Annotated in this window: 12 protein-coding genes and 3 pseudogenes; 8 read left to right on the forward strand and 7 right to left on the reverse strand. The window is 60.6% G+C overall.

Features of this window, described 5'->3' with window-relative positions; genetic code table 11:
* Position 1: 1 nt before the first annotated feature.
* Both L0Z65_RS13295 and L0Z65_RS13300 read left to right on the forward strand, forming a co-directional pair.
* Positions 2 to 1129, forward strand: a complete 1128-nt coding sequence (locus tag L0Z65_RS13295; protein ID WP_096873249.1) for a Hint domain-containing protein — start codon at positions 2 to 4, stop codon at positions 1127 to 1129.
* 75 nt (positions 1130 to 1204) lie between these two features.
* The gene (locus tag L0Z65_RS13300) at positions 1205 to 2260 is read left to right on the forward strand and encodes a transporter substrate-binding domain-containing protein (protein ID WP_096873045.1); all 1056 of its coding nucleotides are present in this window, start codon (positions 1205 to 1207) and stop codon (positions 2258 to 2260) included.
* A gap of 80 nt (positions 2261 to 2340) precedes the next feature.
* On the opposite strand, the gene L0Z65_RS13305 is transcribed toward L0Z65_RS13300, so the two are convergent.
* From L0Z65_RS13305 to L0Z65_RS13315, 3 genes and pseudogenes are all read right to left on the reverse strand, one after another.
* A complete protein-coding gene (locus L0Z65_RS13305) occupies positions 2341 to 2688 on the reverse strand; it encodes a hypothetical protein (RefSeq protein WP_040174930.1) in 348 nt (115 codons plus the stop codon).
* A gap of 72 nt (positions 2689 to 2760) precedes the next feature.
* Positions 2761 to 3462, reverse strand: a complete 702-nt coding sequence (locus L0Z65_RS13310) for a GntR family transcriptional regulator (RefSeq protein WP_405108356.1) — start codon at positions 3460 to 3462, stop codon at positions 2761 to 2763.
* An 81-nt stretch (positions 3463 to 3543) separates the two neighbouring features.
* A pseudogene (locus L0Z65_RS13315) lies at positions 3544 to 4912 on the reverse strand (formimidoylglutamate deiminase).
* A gap of 75 nt (positions 4913 to 4987) precedes the next feature.
* Between L0Z65_RS13315 and hutI the strand changes: the two are divergent.
* The 4 genes and pseudogenes from hutI to hutU all read left to right on the forward strand — a co-directional run bounded on the left by hutI (position 4988) and on the right by hutU (position 10190).
* Positions 4988 to 6202: an imidazolonepropionase gene (hutI, locus tag L0Z65_RS13320; protein WP_405108359.1), complete on the forward strand. Its 1215-nt coding sequence runs from the start codon at positions 4988 to 4990 to the stop codon at positions 6200 to 6202.
* A complete protein-coding gene (gene hutH, locus L0Z65_RS13325; RefSeq protein ID WP_405108362.1) occupies positions 6199 to 7731 on the forward strand; it encodes a histidine ammonia-lyase in 1533 nt (510 codons plus the stop codon). Before hutI ends, hutH begins: the two co-directional genes overlap by 4 nt.
* Positions 7728 to 8513, forward strand: a complete 786-nt coding sequence (gene hutG / locus L0Z65_RS13330) for an N-formylglutamate deformylase (protein ID WP_405108365.1) — start codon at positions 7728 to 7730, stop codon at positions 8511 to 8513. The genes hutH and hutG overlap by 4 nt, the downstream gene beginning before the upstream one ends.
* Positions 8510 to 10190: pseudogene (gene hutU / locus L0Z65_RS13335) on the forward strand (urocanate hydratase). Before hutG ends, hutU begins: the two are co-directional and overlap by 4 nt.
* A gap of 186 nt (positions 10191 to 10376) precedes the next feature.
* On the opposite strand, the gene dapD reads toward hutU, so the two are convergent.
* From dapD to L0Z65_RS13350, 3 genes and pseudogenes are all read right to left on the reverse strand, one after another.
* Entirely contained in the window at positions 10377 to 11204 is an 828-nt protein-coding gene (gene dapD, locus L0Z65_RS13340) for a 2,3,4,5-tetrahydropyridine-2,6-dicarboxylate N-succinyltransferase (protein WP_405108367.1), read from the reverse strand.
* A gap of 124 nt (positions 11205 to 11328) precedes the next feature.
* Complete coding sequence (locus L0Z65_RS13345) at positions 11329 to 11934, reverse strand: GntR family transcriptional regulator (protein WP_405108370.1); 606 nt, start codon at positions 11932 to 11934, stop codon at positions 11329 to 11331.
* A 48-nt stretch (positions 11935 to 11982) separates the two neighbouring features.
* Positions 11983 to 12927, reverse strand: a pseudogene (locus L0Z65_RS13350) (threonine/serine dehydratase).
* 193 nt (positions 12928 to 13120) lie between these two features.
* Between L0Z65_RS13350 and L0Z65_RS13355 the strand changes: the two are divergent.
* The gene (locus L0Z65_RS13355) at positions 13121 to 13969 is read left to right on the forward strand and encodes a TIGR00730 family Rossman fold protein (RefSeq protein WP_118069362.1); all 849 of its coding nucleotides are present in this window, start codon (positions 13121 to 13123) and stop codon (positions 13967 to 13969) included.
* 65 nt (positions 13970 to 14034) lie between these two features.
* Here L0Z65_RS13355 and L0Z65_RS13360 read toward each other — a convergent pair whose 3' ends face one another.
* Positions 14035 to 14244, reverse strand: coding sequence for a hypothetical protein (locus tag L0Z65_RS13360; protein ID WP_052463933.1), 210 nt, complete (start codon positions 14242 to 14244; stop codon positions 14035 to 14037).
* Between the two features lie 364 nt (positions 14245 to 14608).
* Here L0Z65_RS13360 and L0Z65_RS13365 point away from each other — a divergent pair, with 364 nt between their 5' ends.
* Positions 14609 to 15946, forward strand: a complete 1338-nt coding sequence (locus L0Z65_RS13365; RefSeq protein WP_405108374.1) for a matrixin family metalloprotease — start codon at positions 14609 to 14611, stop codon at positions 15944 to 15946.
* Positions 15947 to 15954: the final 8 nt, after the last annotated feature.

The following is a 15954-nucleotide window of genomic DNA, read 5'->3' on the forward strand; positions in this document are numbered from 1 at the left end:
GATGAATTGGGTGGCGGCACATAGCATCGACCGGAAAGGGATCGCCCTGGCGACACCCCAGAACAGCCGCTGCCCCGGTGGCCCCGACAACGCCCTGATGACAAGGGGCAGCCTCTGTCTGGACCTGTCTCTGGATGAGGCGCGCCCAAGCGGTGATCTGCTGCTGCTGGAGCGAACAACAAAGGATCCGGAGGGCTGGCCCCTCTTGCTGCGTGTGAAGCGAAATCGGGGCCGAGGCATCACGCTGACCCTTTGCCAACCGGGCTGCGAACTGGAGCACCGGATCATTGCCGACACCTCCCTTAGCAACGAAAGCGATGCAGCGCGGCTGATCTATTCCTGGGACAGCCTGTTGCGCTGGGGGCGGTTGGCGCTGATGACCGGTTCGGGCGGAAACATCGCGACCGTGGACATTTCATCGCCTCCACCATTGAGAGCGCAGGACGCAAAAACACTGCTGTCGCTGTTGCCAGCCACGGCGGAGGTCTGCGGACTGCGGGCCGTTTCGCTGAACTCTGACATTATGCCGTTAACGCCGCTTGCCGGGCTAATACCAGAGACAAAGATTGCCACCCCCGATGGAGCGACATCTCTGGGACAGCTGCGACGCGGAGATCTGGTGCTGACACCCGAGGGCGATGCCGTGCCTGTTCTGCATCGCATCGACCGCCGCGTCCCAGCCATCGGTCACGATGCCCCCATGCGTCTGCGGGCGCCGTTCTTTGGGCTGACAGAGGATCTTTTGCTGGCGCCACAGCAACGGCTGGTGATTTCCGGCACGGATGTGGATTACCTCTTTGGTCGCCCGGATGTTCGACTGACAGCGGAGATGCTTCAAGGAACTGCGGTGGCCGCACCAACGACGGTTGCGCTGCACGGCAGACCTGACCGTCCTTGCCCATTGATCGAACTGACCCAACTGATACTGCCACGTCATCAACGCTTCATCGCAGCGGGCACGGCCGTCGAAAGCCTGTATTTGGGTCGCCTGCGAAGAAAGCGCAGCGCCTATGAGGTCAGCGCGCTGTCCCATCTGGATCGCAATACACTCCCCGAACATGCCATGGATCCGGCCCCGTTGCTGCGCAGCTTTGATGCCGCAGTTTTGGCAGAACGGCGCATCGCCTGACCGCGACACTTGCCTGAGGCTTTGGGACATTCTAAGGACAAAACGAATGATGTCTCATGGGGTTCTATCGTTCCGTTGCGCCGCTTCTTTGCTCCTTTTGTCCTGATCTACCTGTTGTGGGGGCTGGCGGCGACTGCCGAGACCCTGACCGTCAGCACCGTAACGCGGCCTCCATTTTCGATGATGGACGGCGACCGCGAGACCGGGTTTTCCATTGATCTGGTGCGCAGCCTGACTGACCGGTTGGGGTGGGACTATCAGCTCGTCCGCACCGATACCTTTGGCGAGATGCTGGAAATGGTGCGCACGGGTGAGGTGGATATGGCGGCGGCCAATATCTCCATCACCGCAGCGCGCGAAACCGATATGGATTTCAGCCACCCAATTTTCGAAAGCGGTTTGCGGATCATGGTGGCGGCGGCTGATGTGCGTTCACCCTCGCTGATCCGGGTGCTGTTCTCCGCTGATCTGATGATTGCGATCGCAATTGCGGTCGTCTTGTTGATGGGGGGTGGCATGCTGATGTGGGGGCTGGAACGGCGCGCACAGCCCTATTTCGACCGCCCCCTGAAAGAGGCCTGGTTCCCGTCGTTCTGGTGGGCATTGAACCTCGTCGTCAACGGCGGGTTTGAGGAGCGGGTCCCGCGCACGCCAATCGGGCGGATCTTTGGCGTGATTCTTGTCGTGTCCTCATTGTTCGTGGTGTCCCTCTTCGTCGCCAAGATCACTGCCGTTATGACGGTTGAGGCGATCAGCGGATCGATCAACTCTGTCAATGACCTCTATGACAAAGACGTCGGCACCCTCGCTGAGTCCACAGCCGCCCGCTTCCTCGAGCGACGCGATATCAGCTATCGCGGGTTCTCGGATCTGGCCTCACTGCTGAGCGATTTTGAAAGCGGTAATACACGGGTTGTGGTGTTTGATGCTCCCGTGCTGGATCACTATATGGAAGACAACGGTCGCCTGCATGGGCGCGCGGTTGGTCAGGTATTCCTGCGCGAGGACTATGGCTTGTTGCTGCCGGACGGCTCACCACATCTGGAAGAGATCAACCGCGCCCTGCTGGCCCTGCGCGAAAACGGCGAATATGGCGACATCTACCGTAAGTGGTTCGGCAAGGCGCCCTGACCAGACGTGACCAGGGCGGCCTGCATCCAAGCCTGCCCCAGGACCGTGCTATGTCAGAGATGCCAGAGGCCCGCCCGCCATCAGTGCAGAGTTGCAGGCCCGTCCTCAAAGAACGGCGTCATCTGCGCGACAATCACCGAATTCTCGTCCAGCGCCCGCTGCATCAGCGCCCGTTCTTCGTCCGAGATGTCTTGATCCTCGGCCTCACGGTCAGCCAAAGTCCCATAGCCGGTGACATCCAGCGGCGCAGTGTCGGCCTGCTTCAGGATAGCAACGGTTTCACGCACGGCCTCAGCCTCATCAACGCCGGAGGCGTAGATCATCAGGGCTGCACCAGTGGCCCCTTCGGGAAGGCCATCACCTTCCTTGCGCCCGATCTGCACCACAAGCGTGTAGACCTGCTGACGGGAGATTTTCTTTTTTTCCATGCGCTCGCCATATCCCTGTGACGGGGGTTTGGTCAATACAAGCCAAACTGCCGCGCGCAGTAACGCGCCCGGTCAGTAGCGGCTGCGCATCTGATAGCCCGGATGAAAACTCATCCTGACAAAAGTCACCGGCTGCGCCTGAAACCACGTCGTGCGCTCCATCTGAAACAATGGCGCAGCAATCGGACAAGCAAGGTATTCGGCAAGCGCCGCATCAGCAGCAATTGCCCCAAAGCTGAGTTCCGCCGTCGAAAACGGCACCTCGGCCAATAGCCATTCATTGGGCCCGACCGTACTGAAGTCAGCCGCAGTAACGCCGGGCACAGCGGCAATATTGATCCAGCGATCTTCGAACTGAAACGGGTGATTGTCAGCGTAGTGCATCGCACAGATGTGCAGCACCGGGGTGTCAGCCGCCAGCTGAAGCTGCGATGACAGCCATCCCGGCGCCGGGACCTCCTCCCGGTGGACCAGCGCATAGCGGTAATTAGCGTTGCGATCCTCGACCAACTGGCGGGTCAGGGTGATTTCGAGCTTGGCTTGTTTCACGGGTAACACTGCCACCCGTGTGCCGCTTTTGCGTTTGCGGTCAATGATGCCGCGATCTGCCAGTTCCCGCAGCGCGCGGTTTACCGTGGCGCGGGCGCAGCCAAATTCTTCTGCAAGCTCCTGCTCGGTCGGCAATAGATCACCCTGCCCCCAGACCCGGTCCTGAATGCGTTTCAGCACCTCATCACGGACGTCCTGAAAACCGGTTTTTGTCCGCTCTGTCATGCCTCTACCCCTCTTGTGCCCTGCTCAACCGCTGCCACAGGCCATCCTGTGCCGCAACCCCATGTGTCCCAATCCAACCCGTCAAAGCGCTCTCAGAAGCGAAGCCACGGCAGAGGTATAGCGGGCGATGATCTGTGCACGGTTCGCATGGCGCCCGCCGGTCACAACATGGCGTCCCGCCGACCAGACATCGCGAACGACAGAATCATCAGCAGCAAAACACAGCCCATCCAGCAATTGATCCGGGCGCAATGCGCAGAGCGCCACATCAGTTGTGTCAAAGGCCATCAGATCCGCCAATGCGCCAACCTCAAGACGGCTAAGCGTCACGACCCAGAGCCTGAGCCCCGCCGCTAGCTGCACCAAGATAGAGGGTCGCGCCGACCGATCCCTCCCCTGGCACCATCACATTGCGGGCGAGATCGCGTAGCCGTTGCGAATATTCCAGCAACCGCAGTTCCTCGCTGAGGGAAATTCTGACATTCGAGTCCGACCCCACACCAAAGCGACCGCCACCCTCCTGGAACAACGCGCCATTAAACGGCCCGTCGCCCAGATTTGCCTCGGTGATCGGACAGAGCCCAGCCACCGCACCGCTGCGGGCCAGATCATGGGTTTCCTCCTCCGTCATATGGGTTGCGTGGATAAGACACCAATCCGTGTCGACCGCGCAGTTGTTCAGCAACCATTGCACCGGTCGCTCTCCCAGCCATCCGCTGATATCTGCGACCTCCTGCGGCTGTTCAGCGATGTGGATATGAACCGGGCTTCCCGCACGCAGTGTGAGCACCTCGGCCAGTTCCTCCGGCGCGGTCGCACGCAGTGAATGGGGCGCAATGCCGACCCGCGCATCCGGCGGCAAATGCTTACGCGCAGTAGTGCGACAGTCGGACAGAAGATCTGCGTAGCGCGCCACATCATTGCCAAACCGCTGCTGTCCACCGCTCAACGGGACCTGCCCCGCGCCACCGTAGGTATACAGCACCGGAAGATGGGTCAGTCCGATTCCGGTCAAATCCGCCGCCGCAAACACGCGATTGCTCAGCTCTCCCAGCGCCTCGTAAGGCTGACCTCCCGGCTGGTGATGTACATAGTGGAATTCCCCGACTGACGCATACCCTGCTTCCAGCATCTCCATGAAAACAAGCGCGGCAATCGCCTCGTACTGCTCAGGCGTCAGGTGGTCGACGAATTGATACATCAGCTTGCGCCAGGACCAGAAGCTGTCCCGGCCTGATACGCGGGTTTCGGTCATTCCAGCCATCGCCCGCTGGAAACTGTGAGAATGCAGATTGACCAATGCCGGCACCAATGCCCCGACCCGATGGTCCTGCGGCTGAACAGCCGCACCGGGCTCAAGCGTTGTGATCTTTCCCGCCTCAATCGTGAGGCGCAGATCGGTGACCCAGCCCTGAGGCATCCGCGCGTGATGTGCAAAAATTGTCTGCATCAGATCCTCTTATGTATAGACATAATGATATTAGATTCATACATTACACCTATCAAGCGTTTTTGCGAGGATGCCATGGACAGCCCCCATTCTTATCTGATCTGTGATGCGACACTGGCAACGATGGCTGGCAGTGATCCTGCCTATGGCTTGATCCCTCGCGGCTTGATCGTTGTACAAGACGGCTGGATCCGTTGGTCGGGGCCTGAGGCGCAGCTGCCCAAGGACTACACCAACTGGCCGCGCGTTTCGATGGGGGGGCGTCTGATCACACCCGGTCTGATCGATTGCCACACCCATATCATCTTTGGCGGCAACCGGGCGATGGAGTTCGAGATGCGCCTCAATGGTGCGTCCTACGAGGAGGTCGCCCGTGCTGGTGGTGGCATCGTCTCAACTGTGTCGGCCACCCGCGAGGCCTCGCTGGAGGATCTGGTGCAGGGCGCGCTGCCGCGGCTGGACGCGCTGATCGCCGAGGGCGCGACTGTGGTGGAGGTGAAATCCGGCTATGGGCTGGACCTCGAAACCGAGCTGAACATGCTGCGCGCCGCCCGTCGGCTGGGCGAGTTACGCCCGGTGACGGTGAAAACCACTTTCCTTGGCGCCCATGCCACACCTGCCGAGTACAAGACCCGTGACGATGCCTATATCGACGAGGTCTGCATCCCCGCCCTGCGCGCCGCCCATGCGGAGGGGCTGGTGGATGCGGTGGACGGCTTCTGCGAAAACATTGCCTTTGCCCCCGCGCAGATCGAACGGGTGTTCAAGGTGGCGCAGGAACTGGGCCTGCCGGTGAAACTGCACGCCGAACAGCTGAGCCACCAGGGCGGCACCGCGCTGGCGGCGCAGTACGGTGCATTGTCAGTTGATCATGTGGAATACGCCACCGAGGACGACGCTAGGGCCATGGCGGCGTCCGACTCGGTGGCCGTGATCCTGCCCGGTGCGTTTTACACAATCCGCGAAACCCAAGCGCCACCGATTGAGCATTTCCGTACCCACCGCGTGCCGATGGCGCTGGCGTCCGACTGCAACCCCGGATCCTCGCCGCTGACATCCCCGCTTCTGACAATGAACATGGGCTGCACCCTGTTCCGCATGACACCGGAGGAGGCGCTGGCGGGCGTTACCCGCAACGCCGCCCGCGCGCTGGGGCTGACGGACCGCGGTCAAATTTCTGCCGGTATGCGCGCCGATCTGGCGGTCTGGGACGTGGATACGCCTGCCGAGCTTGCCTACCGCATCGGCTTCAACCCGCTTTACACCCGTATCTATGAGGGCACCCAATGATCGAGACGATTCAGATGGTTCCGGGCACAGTCACCCTGTCCACGCTGGAAGATATCTACCGCAACCTGACCCCGGCCAAGCTGGCGTCTTCGGCGCGTGAGCCGGTGGAAGCTGCGGCGCAGATGGTGGCGGACGCCGCCGCGGGCGAGGATGCCGTCTATGGCATCAACACCGGCTTCGGCAAACTGGCCTCGACCAAGATCGCACCGGAAGACACCGCCACCCTGCAGCGCAACCTGATCCTCAGCCATTGCTGCGGGGTGGGGGAGGCGCTGCCGGAGGACAAGACCCGGCTGATGATGACGCTGAAACTGCTGTCGATGGGCCGCGGCGCATCGGGCGTGCGCTGGCTGGTGATTGATCAGATCGAGCAGATGCTGGAACGCGGCGTGGTGCCGGTGATCCCATCGCAGGGATCCGTGGGTGCATCGGGCGATTTGGCGCCGCTGGCGCATATGGCGGCGGCGATGATCGGGGCAGGAGAGGCCACTTATGACGGCACACGTATGTCCAGCGCGGATGCGCTGAAAAAGGCCGGGTTAGAGCCTATTGTGCTCGGCCCCAAGGAAGGTCTGGGGCTGATCAATGGCACGCAATTCTCGACCGCCTGCGCGCTGGCCGGGCTGTTTGACGCCTGGCGTCTGGCCGAGGCCTCGATGACCATCGCATCGCTGACGACGGACGCAATCATGGGCTCAACCGCGCCGCTGATCGCCGATATCCACACCCTGCGCGGCCATGCCGGGCAGATCGATGTGGCGCAGCAGATGCGGGAGATCATGGACGGCTCGGAAATCCGCGAGAGCCACCGCGAGGGCGATACCCGGGTTCAGGATCCCTATTGCATCCGCTGCCAGCCTCAGGTTGTCGGTGCTGCACTGGACGTGCTGCGGATGGCCGCGAAAACGCTGGAGATTGAGGCCAACGCCGTCACAGATAATCCGCTGGTGCTGGTGAACGAGGGCCGCATCGTCTCTGGCGGCAATTTCCATGCCGAATATGTAGGCTTTGCTGCTGACCAGATTGCGCTGGCGGTGGCCGAAATCGGCGCCATCGCGCAGCGCCGGGTGGCTCTGATGGTGGACCCGACCCTCAGCCACGACCTGCCACCGTTCCTGACGCCTGATCCGGGCCTGAACTCCGGCTTCATGATTGCCGAGGTGACCACCGCCGCTTTGATGAGCGAAAACAAACACTTGGCCAATCCTTGCGTGACCGACTCGACGCCGACCTCGGCCAACCAGGAGGACCATGTGTCGATGGCCGCCCACGGCGCGCTGCGGCTGGCGCGGATGAACGCCAACCTGTCGGTGATCCTGGGCGTTGAAATGCTCTGCGCTGCGCAAGGGGTGGAGGCGCGTGCGCCACTGCAAACCTCGGCCCGCCTGCAGGACGTGCTGGCGATGCTGCGCGCGGACATTCCCGCGCTGGCCGAGGACCGCTATCTGGCACCGGACATCGAAACGGCCAGTGCGATGGTGCGCGCGGGCCGCGTGGCGGATGCCGCAGGCGTGAAGGTGACGGCATGATCGAAGTGACCCGAGGCGCGTCGCCGCTGGTGCTGGGATTGCCCCACACCGGCACCGATGTGCCCCCGGACATTTGGGACTGCCTGAACGAGACCGGCAGGGCGCTGGCTGATACTGACTGGCATATCCATGATCTCTATGCAGGGCTGGTGGAGGACATCACAACTGTTCGCACCCCCATCCACCGCTATGTGATCGACGTGAACCGCGATCCCGCGGGTATCAGTCTCTATCCCGGGCAAAACACCACCACTCTGGTGCCGCTCACGGATTTTGACGGGCTGCCGATCTGGCAGGAGGGCAAGGAGCCGGATGAGGCCGAAACCGCCCGCCGCCGCGATGCCTATCACGTGCCTTATCACACCGCGCTGGCGGCAGAGCTGGAACGGGTGCAGGCGATCCACGGCTTTGCCATCCTCTATGACTGCCACTCGATCCGCGGCGACATTCCCTTCCTGTTCGACGGCCGCCTGCCGGATTTCAATGTGGGCACCAAAATGGGCGAAACCTGCGATGCATCCATCGAGGCGCTGACCGTCGCCCATTGCGAGGCGGCGGAAGGGTATACCTCGACCCTCAACGGGCGCTTCAAGGGCGGCTGGACCACCCGCCATTACGGGCGGCCCGCGGATGGGTTTCACGCCATCCAGATGGAGCTGGCGCAGGCCACCTATTGCCAGGAAAGCCCGCCCTGGACCTATCTGCCGGAGCGCGCGGACAAACTGCGCGCCCATCTCACCAAAATTCTGACTGATCTCAAAAACTGGAGGCCCTCGGCATGAGCGATCCCCGCAAGAACACCCGCGACATCTTCCCGCCTACCGGCCCGGAAATCACTGCCAAGTCCTGGATGACCGAGGCGCCGATGCGGATGATGATGAACAACCTGCACCCGGATGTGGCCGAAAACCCGCATGAGCTGGTGGTTTACGGCGGCATCGGCCGCGCCGCGCGCACCTGGCAGGATTTCGACCTGATCGTCGAGACCCTGAAAAACCTTGAGGAAGATCAGACCCTGATGGTGCAGTCGGGCAAGCCGGTCGGCGTGTTCCAGACCCACAAGGATGCGCCCCGCGTTCTGATCGCCAACTCCAACCTGGTGCCGCATTGGGCCAACTGGGACCACTTCAACGAGCTCGATAAGAAGGGGCTGATGATGTACGGCCAGATGACCGCTGGTTCGTGGATTTACATCGGCACGCAGGGCATCGTGCAGGGCACCTATGAAACCTTTGCCGAGGCCGGGCGCCAGCATTTCGGCGGCGATCTGACCGGCAAGTGGATCCTGACCGGCGGTCTCGGCGGCATGGGCGGCGCGCAGCCTTTGGCGGCGGTGTTTGCCGGGGCATCCTGCCTGGCAGTGGAGTGCAACCCCGACAGCATCGACTTCCGCCTGCGCACCAAATACCTGGACGAGAAGGCTGAAACCCTGGACGAGGCGCTGGAGATGATCGAGCGCTGGACCGCCGAGGGCGAGGCGAAATCCGTGGGCCTCTTGGGCAATGCGGCAGAGATTTTCCCGGAACTGGTGAAGCGCGCGGAAGCAGGCGGCATCCGCCCCGATATCGTAACCGACCAGACCTCGGCGCATGATCCGGTCAACGGCTACCTGCCGCTGGGCTGGACCATGGGCGAGTGGAAAGAGCGCCGCGAGAGTGACAAGAAAGCGGTTGAGAAAGCCGCCCGCGCTTCGATGAAGGTGCAGGTCGAGGCGATGTGCGATTTCCACGCGATGGGTGTTCCCACGGTGGATTACGGCAACAACATCCGCCAGATGGCGCTGGAGGAGGGGCTGGAGAACGCCTTTGACTTCCCCGGATTTGTGCCCGCCTATATCCGCCCTCTGTTCTGCAAGGGCATCGGCCCGTTCCGCTGGTGCGCGCTGTCGGGCGACCCGGAGGATATCCGCAAGACCGACGCCAAGATGAAGGAGTTGTTCCCCGAGAACGAAGGCCTGCATCGCTGGCTGGACATGGCGCAGGAACGCATCGCGTTCCAGGGCCTGCCTGCGCGGATCTGCTGGATCGGTCTGGGCGACCGCCACAAGGCCGAGCCTCGCGTTTAACGAGATGGTCCGCAATGGCGAATTGTCCGCACCGGTGGTGATTGGCCGCGACCATCTGGATTCGGGTTCGGTGGCGTCGCCCAACCGTGAGACCGAGGCGATGATGGACGGCTCGGACGCGGTATCCGACTGGCCGCTCTTGAATGCGCTGCTGAACACGGCATCGGGTGCCACCTGGGTGTCGCTGCACCACGGCGGCGGCGTTGGCATGGGCTTCTCACAGCATTCCGGCGTGGTGATCTGCTGCGACGGCAGCGAGGACGCCGACCGCCGCATCGGCCGGGTTCTGTGGAACGACCCGGCGACCGGTGTCATGCGCCACGCGGATGCAGGATATGAGATTGCCAAGGATTGCGCACGCGAACACGGGCTGAACCTGCCCGGCATCCTCTGAGGTCAAGGGGGCTCTGCCCCTCGGCCTTACGGCCTCACCCCGGAGTACTTGGAGAAAGGTGACATGTAGCCCCCTGTCATCTTTCCAGAAAATACTCTGGGGTCCGGGGCAAAGCCCCGGTCCTGACAAAAGAAAACGCGCCCCGTTTTCCAGGGCGCGTTCCGTTTGCCAGTCTGTGCTGCGCACTCAGTCGCGCAGCAGCTCGTTGATTCCGGTCTTGGAGCGGGTCTTCTCGTCCACCCGCTTCACGATCACCGCGCAGTAGAGGTTAATGCCGTTTTTCGATGGCATTGAGCCTGCGACGACAACCGAATAAGGCGGCACTTCGCCGTACATCACTTCGCCGGTTTCACGATCAACGATCTTGGTGGACTGACCGATAAAGACGCCCATGCCCAGAACCGACCCTTCACGCACGATGCAGCCTTCGACCACTTCGGAGCGTGCCCCGATGAAGCAGTTGTCTTCGATAATCGTGGGGCTAGCCTGCATCGGCTCCAAGACACCACCGATACCGACGCCACCGGAAAGATGCACGTTCTTACCGATCTGGGCACAAGAGCCAACGGTCGCCCAGGTATCAACCATGGTGCCCTCATCGACATGGGCCCCGAGGTTGACGAAGGACGGCATCAGAACCACGCCCGGCGCGATATAGGCCGATTTGCGAACAACGCAGTTGGGGACGGCACGAAAACCGGCCTCTTTCCACTGGGCTTCACCCCAACCCTTGAACTTGCTGTCGACCTTGTCCCACCAGCCGGAGCCCTGCGGGCCGCCGGATTGCTCTTCCATATCCTTGATGCGGAAGCCCAGCAGCACAGCCTTCTTGGCCCATTGGTTGACATGCCAGTCGCCACTGTCCTGACGCTCAGCCACACGCAGCTTGCCCGAATCCAATGCGTGCAAAGTCTCTTCGATCGCATCGCGCTGCTCACCTGTGGTGGCTGATGTGATGGTATCACGGGCCTCCCAAGCGGCCTCGATTGCGGTTTCCAGCTGAGCGTTGGACATCAGGGGTCTCTCCGGCGTGTGGTTGGTTTGGCTGCTACATACCCTCATTTTGCCGCGGGGTCATGTGCGGATTGCGTCAATATTTCCCTCCGCAGCGGCCAATCGCGGTACCAGATACTGGCACCTAGCGGACGCGACGCAAATGACGACGCAGAATATCGCAGGCAGTGGTCACATCGCGACGGCGCATGGCCTGCACGATCAGGGCATGGTCGGTGTCAACACGCTGACTCCAGCGGTGCTTCCAGTTCGCAAAAAGATGCCGGGCGGAGGCGATATGTAAGTCATCAATTGTCGCCAGCAGGCGCGGCATGCCACAGGGTGACAGGATCACGCGGTGAAAGACCCGATTTTTTTGCTCCCAATCAGCCATATCGGTTGCAGCATCACAAGCCAGCCGGGCGGCATCCGCAGCCTCCAGCTCCGCCGCCCCCAGATGGGCAAAGGCGTTTTGCAACGCCAGCAATTCCAGCGAGACACGCATTTCGATGACCTCGCGTATTTCAGAGGGATCCAGCGCCGTCACCCGCATCCCCCTCCGGGGAATGGACTTGGCCAGTCCATGTGCCTCCAGCCGCAGAAGCGCCTCGCGGACCGGAACATGGCTGGCGTTGAACTCACGCGCGATATGATCCTGGCGCAGTTTCTCACCTGCAGGCAGCGCGCCGGTGACAATCCGTTCGCTCAACGCATGATAGATACGGTCAGAGATCGTGGCACTGACACTCATGATACACCACCGCGACATCGGTGAGCGAGCCAGAAGCCAACACGGCACTCACGAAGGGACATGTGGTGCCTCCAGCGGATCATGGGCAATATTGCCACCGCAGAGAAGCACGGCAACCCGCTCATCCGGGGCGGGTTGATAGGCGCCGCTGGTCAGTGCTGCCAACGCAGTTGCACCTGCTGGCTCCACCAGAAGCTAGCGCTCCTGCCATAGTTTGTTCTGCGCATCAGTAATTGCCTCATCCGACACGGTGAGCGAGGTCACGGTATCAGACTGATCCTGTGCCAGCCCATAACAGATGGTTCCAATGCGCCGAGCACCAAGTGCATTTGCAGCAACACCTGAGACTTCGACATCAACAGGCGCGCCAGCCGCAAGCGCTGCGTTCAGGGCCGAGCTGGTTTCAGGCTCCACCGCCACGATCTTCTTCGAGTTACCGTACCAGGCCATCGCGCCAGCGATAAGGCCGCCGCCACCCACCGCGATCAGAAGGGTATCCGCCTCCAGACCCTGGGCATCCCATTCGGCGAAACAGGTCCCCTGACCAATCACTGTTGCCGCTGCATCATAGGCATGGACCTGCATGGCGCCTGTCAGCTGTTCATAAGCCTGCGCCTGCTCTAGCGCATTGGCATAGGCACCCGGCACAACCTTCAGATCGGCGCCACAGGCCCGGATCAGCGCAATTTTTGCAGGGCCTGCCATTTCAGGCACATAAACGCGCGCGCGCATCCCAAGCCGCTTTGCCGCGTAGGCAACCGCTGCTCCGTGATTGCCGCCTGATGCCGCGACCAGCCCTGCATCCGGCACAGATCCGCCCAACAACGTGTTGAAGGCGCCCCGTGCCTTGAAGCTGCCGGTGTGCTGCATATGCTCCAGCTTCAACGAGATTGGGTAATCCAATCCAAAACCGGTGGTTTCGAGTATCGGTGTGCGTTGAATATACGGGCGGATCCGCGTGTCAGCGGCCCTGATATCCTGCGTCCAATGCATATGCTGTCCCCTTTTGCCATTGGCGCGCTGACCGTAAGCCCTGTACCGGCGGGCGCAAGCCCTCGTTGCACCTGACCAAGCCTCACTGCGGATCACCTGCGTATTGGCACGCCATTCCGGACTGGCGCCACGACAGCCAAAGCGGTAGAACTGAAACTCCGCTTTCTTTCAGAAATAACACAGTAGGTTTGCAATGAATGATGATCGCCACAGCCGGTTCCGGGATGCACATTCTGACAGGGATCGCGCCGAGCATGTGCCATCGACACCGCAGACCGAATCTCCCGCGTATCGTCTGGCGTTTGCGGATAAGGATTTTCTCTGTCGCGACGAGCTGCGACCGGTGCGGTTACAACTGGAGCTTCTGAAACCCCAGCTCATGCTGGATGAACATGGTATCGAAAGCACAATCGTCATGTTTGGCGGTGCGCGGATCCCGGCCCCAAAGGATAAGGATCAGGCACGCACCAAGACATTGCGAGATCTGTCGCATTTCTACGATGAAGCCCGCAAATTTGCGAAGCTGATGACCGAAAAATCCATGCTCACCGGTGGCAAGAATGACGTCATCGTCACCGGCGGTGGACCGGGTGTGATGGAGGCTGGCAATCGTGGCGCGATTGATGCCGGAGGCGCCTCTGTTGGCCTCAATATCGTGCTGCCGCATGAGCAGGCGCCAAATGAATATGTGACGCCCGATCTGTGTTTCAATTTCCATTATTTTGCGATCCGGAAGATGCATTTCCTGATGCGCGCGCGCGCCATCACCGTGTTCCCTGGTGGCTTTGGCACCCTGGATGAGATGTTTGAAACTCTGACACTTATTCAGACCGGCCGGATGGAACGTGTGCCGTTCCTGCTGTTCGGCCGTGCTTTCTGGGAAAAGATCATCAATTGGGAGGCGCTGGCGGATGCGGGCACCATTTCCGAGGAAGATCTTGATCTGTTCCGTTTTGTGGAAACCGCCGAAGAGGCGATTCACATTATCGACAACTGGGCACCAGCGCCGCCGCGCGACAGCCTGCCCGGTCGCGATGATTAATCATGTGACCTTCCCCGTCGCGCGACACATCGCGCGTGGCGGGGACCGGCAAATCTGCAAATGGGTCAGGCAAATTCAGCAGGCAGGACACCCAGCGGTTTGCCATGTGGCAGGCGAGTCAGGATTTGCGATCCTTCGATATCCTTGATCGCATAGCCGTAGCCGCGCAGGCGGAATTTCCATTCACGTGGGCTGAGCGCCTTGCCGCGTTCTTCGCGCACCAGATCCAAAACGGTGGGCTCAATCGGCGTGGCGGCCGGTGTGTGACGTGCCATGATCTCTTTCCCTTCCATTGACTGTCTACGATTTGGAAACTGTCTTGCCGAAATGGCGGAAATGTACCGCAATTGTGAAAATTTCTGGGCGACACCCAAACCTGCAAGTCAGTGAGGTCAAAATTACCCCCTGGTAACCGGATACCAAGAGCCGTCAGAATCGCCTCCTGATCTCCAATCTTTAAGAGGGTTGTTTTGAATGTGACCTTCCGGCGCAGAAACGTCATTTTCTGAAAGTTGATGCAAAGGAGCAGCCTGACCGCCCTCCAGCTTGGACATACTACATTGAATCAACTGCACTTTCGAGAAGGGATCAGCAGCGACACCGACAGGGGGGATCAGTAATGGCTGTCTCTCAGGTCGTTTGCGAGCCGAAAACTGCGCAAAAAGTCCCAATCTCGGGCGTATCGGCGCCACATTCATTGACGAGATTGACCGCAACCCAATGTGGAGTGGTCACATGCCAAGAGTCTCGGATTATTCAGCGCTGCTATACTATCTTGATGGTGATCATTTTCGCTGGAACGCCCCTGCAGACCTGGGGACGCAAGCAATCATCACATATAGCTTCACAGAGACAGGCAGCCTTGCAGATCCTGCAGTCAGTGATCCTTATGGCGCGACGGAGTACTGGTCATTTGACGAGGACCAGCGCGATATTTTTCGCGAAGGGCTTTCTCTCTACGAAGACATCTCAGGCGTCCGGTTCATAGAAGTCGACGGCCGGGGCATGATCAATGCGTTTGGCACAACCGGCAGTAGTGCTGGTGGCTGGGCCAATATCGCAATGTCCGGAAATGGCTTCACCGGCAGGGGTGACCTGACCGTTGATACGGATGTCATGACAAAAGGCACTTATGGCTATGTCACGGTGTTGCATGAAATAGGTCATGCTCTCGGGCTGCAACACTCTCATGACGGTGGTCTGACATTAGATCACCACGCGGATACGCCCGCGAACACCGTAATGACCTACAATCATAGCCCTGCTTATGTGACCGACTTGGGTACATTCGACGTTCAGGCCATGCAGCACCTCTATGGCAGTACCGACAGCCTTGCGGGTTGGGAAATATTGGGCGGTGGAAGCGACCCGATCATCATCCGCAGCACGAATGCTTCCGAAACGGTGATCGGCACCGACCAAAACACCACCATTAATGCCAAGGGCGGCCATGACCACGTTCGGGGTCGCGAAGCAGATGACACACTACGTGGCGCGGATGGGCGCGACACGATGATTGGTGGCCTGGGGGAGGATCGCCTATTCGGGGGCAATGGCGCCGACCTTCTGATCGGCGGCACAACGGGCGATGCCTATTCCGGTGGTAGCGACAATGATGTCCTCTACGGCAATCGCGGACACGACATGCTGCACGGCGGATCCGGCAACGATCACCTGCTGGGTGGTGTTGGTCGCGACACGCTGGTGGGTGGTGACGGCAGTGATACCCTGACCGGTGGTACCGGTGCGGATACATTTGTTTTCGATCAGGCTGATGCCTTCGACACCAACCGAATCACCGATTTCGGCCGGGGCGCTGATGTGATTGATCTGTCGGGTGTTTGGTTGACCAGTTTGGAACAGCTGGACATCTCAGAAGACAACGGCACCACCACCATCTCTTATTCCAATTGGTTTGAGCTGGAGCTGACCAATTACACCGCCCCCCTTACGGGATCGGATTTCATATTCAGTTGAGGCAGCCG

Origin of the sequence: Phaeobacter sp. BS52, from assembly GCF_045040595.1 — a bacterium.
Taxonomy (GTDB): domain Bacteria; phylum Pseudomonadota; class Alphaproteobacteria; order Rhodobacterales; family Rhodobacteraceae; genus Phaeobacter; species Phaeobacter piscinae.

Excerpts from the sequence above, each read along its gene's own strand:
- L0Z65_RS13310 (WP_405108356.1), bottom strand. The coding sequence starts at position 3,462 with ATGACAGAGCGGACAAAAACCGGTTTTCAGGACGTCCGTGATGAGGTG.
- hutI (WP_405108359.1), top strand. The coding sequence starts at position 4,988 with ATGGACAGCCCCCATTCTTATCTGATCTGTGATGCGACACTGGCAACG.
- hutH (WP_405108362.1), top strand. The coding sequence starts at position 6,199 with ATGATCGAGACGATTCAGATGGTTCCGGGCACAGTCACCCTGTCCACG.
- L0Z65_RS13305 (WP_040174930.1), bottom strand. The coding sequence starts at position 2,688 with ATGGAAAAAAAGAAAATCTCCCGTCAGCAGGTCTACACGCTTGTGGTG.
- L0Z65_RS13355 (WP_118069362.1), top strand. The coding sequence starts at position 13,121 with ATGAATGATGATCGCCACAGCCGGTTCCGGGATGCACATTCTGACAGG.
- L0Z65_RS13345 (WP_405108370.1), bottom strand. The coding sequence starts at position 11,934 with ATGAGTGTCAGTGCCACGATCTCTGACCGTATCTATCATGCGTTGAGC.
- L0Z65_RS13360 (WP_052463933.1), bottom strand. The coding sequence starts at position 14,244 with ATGGCACGTCACACACCGGCCGCCACGCCGATTGAGCCCACCGTTTTG.
- dapD (WP_405108367.1), bottom strand. The coding sequence starts at position 11,204 with ATGTCCAACGCTCAGCTGGAAACCGCAATCGAGGCCGCTTGGGAGGCC.
- hutG (WP_405108365.1), top strand. The coding sequence starts at position 7,728 with ATGATCGAAGTGACCCGAGGCGCGTCGCCGCTGGTGCTGGGATTGCCC.
- L0Z65_RS13295 (WP_096873249.1), top strand. The coding sequence starts at position 2 with ATGAATTGGGTGGCGGCACATAGCATCGACCGGAAAGGGATCGCCCTG.